The following is a 7131-nucleotide window of genomic DNA, read 5'->3' as shown; positions in this document are numbered from 1 at the left end:
AGTTCTTGCTTTTTGCACACAACAACTTCCCCCTTTGCAAAGGGGGACTGAGGGGGATTTTTACAGATATGAACAAGTCAGTTAATATGTTTGTCATCAGTCTGGATTTGCTCTGCAAACCGCGGGCATGAATAAAAAATCATATCATACCCTTGATAATCCCTATTCCGGCATAACCGTAGTACCCCATGTCGTTCAGCATGGGGAGTGAGCTCACGGTAACGCCGCCCAGAGCATAGACCTTTTTCTCCGTATCCGTAACGTCCACCGGGCCGAGAGGCTTAACCTCATAAGGTTTGTCGGTCATGAAAATAGGGCTGAGCGTAAAAAAATCCGCCTGAGTTCTCTCTATCTCCTCCAGAGAGTGGGCGGAATATCCTGTGACCAGTTCGGGGAAAATCTCCTCCACCGTTTCCGGCGAAAGGGTGCGCTCATTAAGCTGAACACCGTCAAACCCGGCAGCAACTGCTATGTCAGGCCTTTCTGACAGAATCAGAAACGCATCCGGAAGCAGTGCACGCATTTTTTCCGCCTTACGGTAAATATCCGCCGCATCAAGGTTCTTCGCGCGGAACCAGATCATCTCCGATCTGTCCGCGACCCGTTCCGCGACCTTCAGGTAGTCATCCCCAAAGGTTTCGTAGTCTATAACTGCCAAAAACCTAAGCACTTTACATATACCTCTCAAAAACTCTGTTGTACGCCGCGCGCACACTTTTGCGCACCCATGCGTATTTCTCGCTTAAGCATTCTGCGGGGTTTTTCTCAAAACAGAAAAACATGCCCGCCTTCGCCAGAATCTCCTCATTGGCAGGAAGCCTTGAGGTTGATGTATTCTCATAAATTCTCAGAACATTTTCCAGTGTTCTGTAAAAGTGGTAGCTGTCATGCAGGGCGTAGTAGTCCCGCTCTTTTATAAAGCCCTGATTTTTCAGGTGAACCATAACATCATGCGTATTGGGGTTGCGGACACTCTGATCCTCATGCCCGGTCAGAAGCTGTAACATCTGCACGGTAAACTCAATATCCAGCATCCCGCCGTAACCGGCTTTTATGTCGTTCTTCTCAGGAGGCGAGCCTTTTTCCGTTTCGATCCTAGCGCGCATCTCCTTTATCTCTTTTATCCCTTCTTTCCCCAAAGGTGAACTGAAAAGGCATTCGGTCTTAATTTCGTTAAACCAGTCATTAAGGGATGAGTCCGTATTGACCGCGCTGGAACGTGCCAGAGCCTGCTTTTCCCACGTCATGGCATCCTTAAGCTGGTATTCGCGGAAGGCGGGCAGAGCAGTCACCAGAGTTCCGCTGGACCCGCTGGGGCGGAGTCTGGTATCTATTTTATAAAGTATGCCGTTTGTGGTGTATGAGCTGAGGAAGGAGATAGTCCTCTGGAGAATCTTAGTAAAGAACTCCATGTTGGTTATGGAGTTCTTGCCGTCTGTCCTGCCGTTTTCCTCATAGAGAAATATTATATCCAGATCAGAGCCGAAACTCATTTCATAGCTTCCCAGCTTGCCCATCCCCACAACGAGGAAATCGCAGATTCTGCCGTCAGCGGTCACAGGTCTGCCGTATCTGGCCGTAACCTGATCATACACGGCATCCACAGCGAACTGAATGGTTCCCTTAGCCAGCTCCGTAAGCGCCTTCATGGTGTGAATAACGTTCAGGGTTCCGTTCAGGAATGCATAGCCGGCATTGAAGATATACGCCTTGTGCCGCTGGCGGACTATCTCCATTATATATTCCGTGTCTCCGGTATATTTCTTCGTGCGCTCATGGTAGTCAAGGCGGATAAAGCTGCTCTTGAAGTCCGGGTCTTTGGGGTCGTATATGTAGTCCAGCAGGGTGCGGTCGCTTATTATCTGGTCGGACATATAGCGGCTGAACGAAAAGAGGTTCTCCAGCTTGTCCAGAATGGCGGGTGCGCCCGTTATAATATCCTGCAAAAGGTACACTGTGGTAGGGTGTGAGAGAAGTTTCTCGAAGTTCAGCAGGGTTCCTGCCGGGTCTGTTCTCTCCGGCAGGTGCTCAAGCACACGGGTAAGCACCATCTCTATAATGCGGATCTCCTCCGGTGTGCGTATAGTGTTCCTGCGCCCGTGGAGTATCTCTTTTATGATGGAGGCACACCTTACGGCATCCCTTATCCCTTTATCCTGTATTATCCTTGCCACCTCTTCCTGATCAAGCTCCTTGTCGAATATAAGGGAAGATGCGTCCGCCCCTTCGTGATCCCTGAAAATACCGGAGAACACGCTGTGGACGAACCTTGTGGTTTCGGCAAATTTTTCATTGAACTTATCAACATCATCAAACCCGCAGCGTTCGAGGTAGAGGGGAAATGCCGCACTGTCCTCCGGTATGACATGGGTCTGCTTTTCGTTCTCTATCTGTGCCATATGCTCAAGCTTCCGCAGGAAACGGTATTCGTCTTTGAGCCTCTCCGCGGTTTCTGCTTCAAGCTGCCCGAATTTGACAAGCAGATCTATCCCTTCCAGAGTGGAGGGGTGGTAGATCTCCGGATATTTGGGATAGTAAAGAATCTGAAACGCCTGAACAACAAACTCGATCTCCCTTATGCCCCCGTAACCCAGCTTTACGTTTCTGTTACCCCTTATCTCCTCGCGGCGGTCTATCTTCTGCTTTATATTTTTAAGCTCATCCAGCAGCTTGTAATCGAGGCTGCGCCTGAAAACAAACGGCCTCACCGCGCGGAGAAACTCCGCTCCGGTTCGCTTATCCCCTGCAACGGGTCTGGCCTTGAGAAGCATCATCCTCTCCCACCCCTGACCGTAGGATTCGTAATATATCTCGCAGCTTCTCACAGGCAGAGCTATTGCCCCCCTGTCCCCGTCAGGACGGAGGCGGAGATCCACACGGAACACTATTCCGTCCGCTGTCCGTGCGCCTATGTAATGGGTGATCTTTTCGGCAACGCGGCTGAAAAAAACATGGTTTTCCACAGAGGGCTTATCGCCGCTGTCGTCTGTTCTGCCTACCTCTGTTCCGTAAACATACATTATGTCTATGTCAGAGCTGAAGTTCAGCTCCCAGCCGCCCAGCTTGCCCAGACCGATCACCGTCATGCCGATCCTTGAGCCTTCCGAGTCCTGCGGCCTGCCCAGTTCGCGGCTTATCCTGAAATAGGCGTACTTATATGCCGCCTCAAGGGACGCGGATGCAAATGCGGATATATGCGCCGTTATGTCCCTAACATCAGCCCCGTAAACAAGGTCTTTCAGGGCTATGGCGGTGTATTCCGTCATTTTGATAATGCGCAGATGCCTGAGCAGGGCTTCCTCATCCAGTTCATGAAAATCCTGTGTGAGAATATCATTAAGGATCGAATCCACATCCCGCTCTGTTTTTGCCAAATCAAGAGCCCTGGCCGCATATTCCGGGTTTTTGCCCAGCCAGTCGGCTATGAATACCGAATGCCTGTACACCTTCTCCAGATCATCCCTGTCCGGATGGTTGAATACCTGAACCGCTTTCTCAAATTTTTCCGTCATTTAGCCACCGGAATAACAATATATATGCTGGTTTTGTCTATGCCTCTTTCAACCTCGGCAAAGCCGCCCATATCGGAAGCAAGCCTCCTCACGGAAGCGAGCCCGAAATACCCCCTGAACTTATCAGGGGACACATTGAACGGATGAAAAAGCTCTTCCGTCTCCTTGTCAAAAAGCATTTCGCCCCCCTCTACGGATATTTCAAGGAACTCAGTGAACCCCAGAACCCTTTCAGCCACACTGAGCATCACAGAAACATTTTTGTCCTTAATGGCGGAAAAAGCGTTCATCAGTGCGAAGAATACGCAAGGGTGAAGCTTGTCAAAGTCTGACTTGAGATCTTTTTTATTTGTATTGTACACAACTTTTACTCTTTTTCTGCCATGAAAAATCTCAGCATCAGAAACAGCTTTCTGCACAGCCTTTGAGGATTTTTTCATATTCTGGCCGTCCTTGCGGAAGTAAAATTCAGCCTTGTCGGTTTTCTCTGCCTCGTCACGGAGAATCTTGCGGATCACTCCGCAGTTTATGCGCACCCCTTCTATATTGTCCGCACGCTCCATCATCTCCGCCTGTATCCCTATGTTCTGGATGAGCCCGCGCCATTCATGTATGAGAAACCTGCCCACTGTCCGTTTCTCCTCCCTGAGGATCATTCCGCTGAGCTCCTCCTCTCTTTCGCGGTTCTTTTTCCCTCTCCAGTATGCTGCTCCTGTGACGCAGGCAGTGGCGCACACGAGGAGAGTGAGAATAAAGCCGGCATCAGCCCCCGGCATCTGAGGGAAAATATAGGCGGCAGCGGCTGTTGATACAAAAAGAACAGCGGATATATAAACAATATTCATGAAGCTCACTCCTCGAAATTCATTCAGCAAAACCGGGTAATCCGGCACTCTCAGCTTATAATTAATCCTATGATAGTCTTTGTTATTTTTCAATACCCGCCGACTTAAAAAAAATTTCATATTTATTCTTGACAACATAAAAGCAGGCGTGTATGTTAGCAATCCTTGGCGCGGGATAGAGCAGCTTGGTAGCTCGTCGGGCTCATAACCCGAAGGTCGTCGGTTCAAATCCGGCTCCCGCTATTTCGATAAGTTTAAAGGCTTGCTCCCGCAAAGAGCAAGCCTTTTTTCTTTATATAGCATTCCATCCATGGAACTGCTGCCTCAGCAGATGCTTAAACAGGGAAATATATTCCCCCTCCCAACCCGCGAATATCCTAAATACCTGATACTCTGCAATTTACCATCTTTGGCACGATTCTTTCTAATACATCTCAGAATCCCTTAACAGAGGTGTACAATGAGCACAGGAACAAGAAAATTTTTCACGGCAGGCATGGTTCTTACTGCCCTTTTCATATTCTCAGGCTGCGCCAAGCAGTACGACTTTGAGCCCGAAGCATACAAGCCAAGCTACAAGGAAGACATTGAGCGCTACGGCATGCAGCAGAGGGAAAAAGTTCCCACCGCCTCCCTCTGGGCGGATTCAGGCGTGAGGGGAACCCTGTTCCTTGACTACAAGGCACGTCAGGTTGGCGACCTCATTGTGGTCAACATTGTGGAGTCATCCTCCGCAAGCAACTCCAACTCAACCCAGACCAGTAAATCAGGCAGCAACAACTCCTCTGTCACAGCGGCTCTCGGACTTCCCCTTAACCTCGGCATGAGCAACTTTCTCGGAACCGGAAACGAGTTCAGCCCCACCATAGGCACAAACACTTCGGAATCCTTCGCGGGGAACGGCAGCAAGAGCAAGTCTGACCGCGTGAGTGCAACAATAGCCGCAAGGGTTATTGAGATTCTCCCCAGCGGCAACCTTGTGATTGAAGGCAACCGTGAAATAGTGGTTGATCAGGAAAAACAGATAATAAAACTCACCGGAGTAATCAGGCAGAAGGATATAAGCGCTGAAAACACAGTACCTTCCACAGCCATAGCCGATGCCCGCATATCCTACAGCGGCAAAGGCATAATCTCCGATTCGAATAAAAAAGGCTGGCTGGGAACGGTTCTCGGCTGGGTATGGCCGTTCTAGGAGCTGATGAAATGAAAAAAATTGCCGTAATACTCCTTGTTTTCTTCATAAGCCTCCAGGCTTCCGCAAATGTTAAGATACGTGACCTTGTGAACGTAAAAGGGATCAGGGACAACCAGCTCATAGGCTACGGCCTTGTGGTCGGCCTTAACGGTACGGGAGACAAAACCGGAACCGAGTTCACCATCCAGTCACTCGTGAACATGCTGGAGAGAATGGGCATTACGGTAAACAAGGATGACGTTAAGGTGAAAAACGTCGCCGCGGTTATGGTTACGGCAAAGCTCTCTGCCTTCGCCAAAAACGGCAGCAAGACAGATGTTGTGGTCTCCTCCATAGGCGATGCAAAAAGCCTTGAGGGGGGAACACTGCTTATGACACCCCTTTCCGCCGCAAACGGACAGACATACGCCGTGGCTCAGGGACCCATCTCCGTGGGAGGGATGAATGTTTCCTCCGGCGGTGCAGGAGCCGTAAAAAACCACCCGACAGTGGGTATGATACCCAACGGCGCACTGGTCGAACGCGAGATAGACTTCCAGATGAACACCAACTTCTTTGAAATAGCCTTCAATACATACAACATGACAAACGTGGTAAGGGCAAAGGATGCCATCAACGCATACATCGGCTCTGATGTGGCGGTAATAACCTCCCCCACCAGCATCAAGGTGGACATACCTGATGTTTTCCGCACCAATTTTTACGACTTCATGGACTCGGTTCTCAGCGTACCGGTCGAACCCGCGGGCAAGGCCAAGGTAGTTGTTGATGAGCGCACGGGAACAATAGTGATGGGCGCGGACGTGCGGATAAGCACTGTGGCGGTCTCACACGGAAATCTCACTATAACTATAAGCAGCACGGTTGATACAGAGCGCAACCTTTTCAACCCTTTTGAGGAAACAAGAACGGAAACAACCAATATTCAGGTTCAGGAAGAGCCTAATAAGCTGATGGTTGTTCCCGAAGGCATAAGCATAAGCGACCTTGTGAAGGCGCTGAACTCCATAGGCGTAACCCCCAGAGACCTCATTTCGGTTCTTCAGGCCATCAACTCAGCCGGTGCTCTGCACGGTGAGCTGGAGGTGATGTAATGTTCGCCGAAACGGTAAGGGAAGCCAAAAGCTTTGACGGCTACACCACTATTGATCAGGAAAAAAGGCTGAAAGAGGTCTGCCAGGACTTCGAGGCAATGTTTTACGACATGATCTACAAAACCATGCGTAAAGCCACTATGGAATCAGATCTGGTTAAGAAAAGCGCCGGGGAAAAATACTTCACCGAAATGCTTGATACTGAAATGTCAAAGAAGGCAGCCGCCGAGTCCAAAGGGGGCATAGGCGACATGCTTTTTGAGCAGATGCAGAAATATCTTCCCGGATCGGATCAGGGAAACAATTACCACGGGGAAAAGAAAACTGATCTCAAAAACCCCTACAACAGCGGAAAATCGCTGATCGGCAACAGAAAAGACACTGGCATAAACGTTGCTATTTAGTAACTAAGAACGAGATTGCGTGAAAGGCAAGTTTCACTGGAAACAAAAGGCAAATACTGCTAAAGTCGGGATGTAATC

At 49.5% G+C, this 7131-nt stretch carries 6 protein-coding genes and 1 tRNA gene; 4 read left to right on the top strand and 3 right to left on the bottom strand.

The window, feature by feature from the left end:
- Positions 1–139: 139 nt before the first annotated feature.
- The 3 genes from OSQ85_RS10455 to OSQ85_RS10445 are packed head-to-tail and all read right to left on the bottom strand — an operon-like array spanning position 140 to position 4357.
- Positions 140–658, bottom strand: coding sequence for a thiamine phosphate synthase (locus OSQ85_RS10455; RefSeq protein ID WP_265822940.1), 519 nt, complete (start codon positions 656–658; stop codon positions 140–142).
- Positions 659–671: 13 nt separating this feature from the next.
- The gene (gene glnE, locus OSQ85_RS10450) at positions 672–3512 is read right to left on the bottom strand and encodes a bifunctional [glutamate--ammonia ligase]-adenylyl-L-tyrosine phosphorylase/[glutamate--ammonia-ligase] adenylyltransferase (protein ID WP_265822938.1); all 2841 of its coding nucleotides are present in this window, start codon (positions 3510–3512) and stop codon (positions 672–674) included.
- Positions 3509–4357, bottom strand: a complete 849-nt coding sequence (locus tag OSQ85_RS10445) for an ATP-binding protein (protein ID WP_265822936.1) — start codon at positions 4355–4357, stop codon at positions 3509–3511. Before OSQ85_RS10445 ends, glnE begins: the two co-directional genes overlap by 4 nt.
- Before the next feature lie 169 nt (positions 4358–4526).
- On the opposite strand from OSQ85_RS10445, the gene OSQ85_RS10440 reads away from it, so the two are divergent.
- The 4 genes from OSQ85_RS10440 (at position 4527) to OSQ85_RS10425 (ending at position 7053) form a co-directional block, all read left to right on the top strand.
- Positions 4527–4600, top strand: a tRNA-Met gene (locus OSQ85_RS10440).
- Between the two features lie 217 nt (positions 4601–4817).
- Positions 4818–5552 (top strand): flagellar basal body L-ring protein FlgH, encoded by a 735-nt coding sequence (locus OSQ85_RS10435; RefSeq protein WP_265822935.1) that lies wholly within the window; start codon positions 4818–4820, stop codon positions 5550–5552.
- An 11-nt stretch (positions 5553–5563) separates the two neighbouring features.
- On the top strand, positions 5564–6649 hold the full coding sequence (locus OSQ85_RS10430; RefSeq protein ID WP_265822933.1) for a flagellar basal body P-ring protein FlgI: 1086 nt from the start codon (positions 5564–5566) through the stop codon (positions 6647–6649).
- Positions 6649–7053: a rod-binding protein gene (locus tag OSQ85_RS10425; protein WP_265822932.1), complete on the top strand. Its 405-nt coding sequence runs from the start codon at positions 6649–6651 to the stop codon at positions 7051–7053. The genes OSQ85_RS10430 and OSQ85_RS10425 overlap by 1 nt, the downstream gene beginning before the upstream one ends.
- The last annotated feature ends 78 nt before the right edge of the window (positions 7054–7131 follow it).

The organism is Geovibrio ferrireducens, from assembly GCF_026226615.1.
In the GTDB taxonomy this organism is placed as follows: domain Bacteria; phylum Chrysiogenota; class Deferribacteres; order Deferribacterales; family Geovibrionaceae; genus Geovibrio; species Geovibrio ferrireducens.
The sequence above is the reverse complement of the archived record's forward strand: the minus strand, read 5'-3'. Positions and strand labels throughout refer to the sequence as shown.

Bases quoted from the DNA above. Each gene is read 5' to 3' on its own strand.
- glnE (WP_265822938.1), bottom strand. From the start codon at position 3,512: ATGACGGAAAAATTTGAGAAAGCGGTTCAGGTATTCAACCATCCGGAC.
- OSQ85_RS10445 (WP_265822936.1), bottom strand. From the start codon at position 4,357: ATGAATATTGTTTATATATCCGCTGTTCTTTTTGTATCAACAGCCGCT.
- OSQ85_RS10435 (WP_265822935.1), top strand. From the start codon at position 4,818: ATGAGCACAGGAACAAGAAAATTTTTCACGGCAGGCATGGTTCTTACT.
- OSQ85_RS10430 (WP_265822933.1), top strand. From the start codon at position 5,564: ATGAAAAAAATTGCCGTAATACTCCTTGTTTTCTTCATAAGCCTCCAG.
- OSQ85_RS10425 (WP_265822932.1), top strand. From the start codon at position 6,649: ATGTTCGCCGAAACGGTAAGGGAAGCCAAAAGCTTTGACGGCTACACC.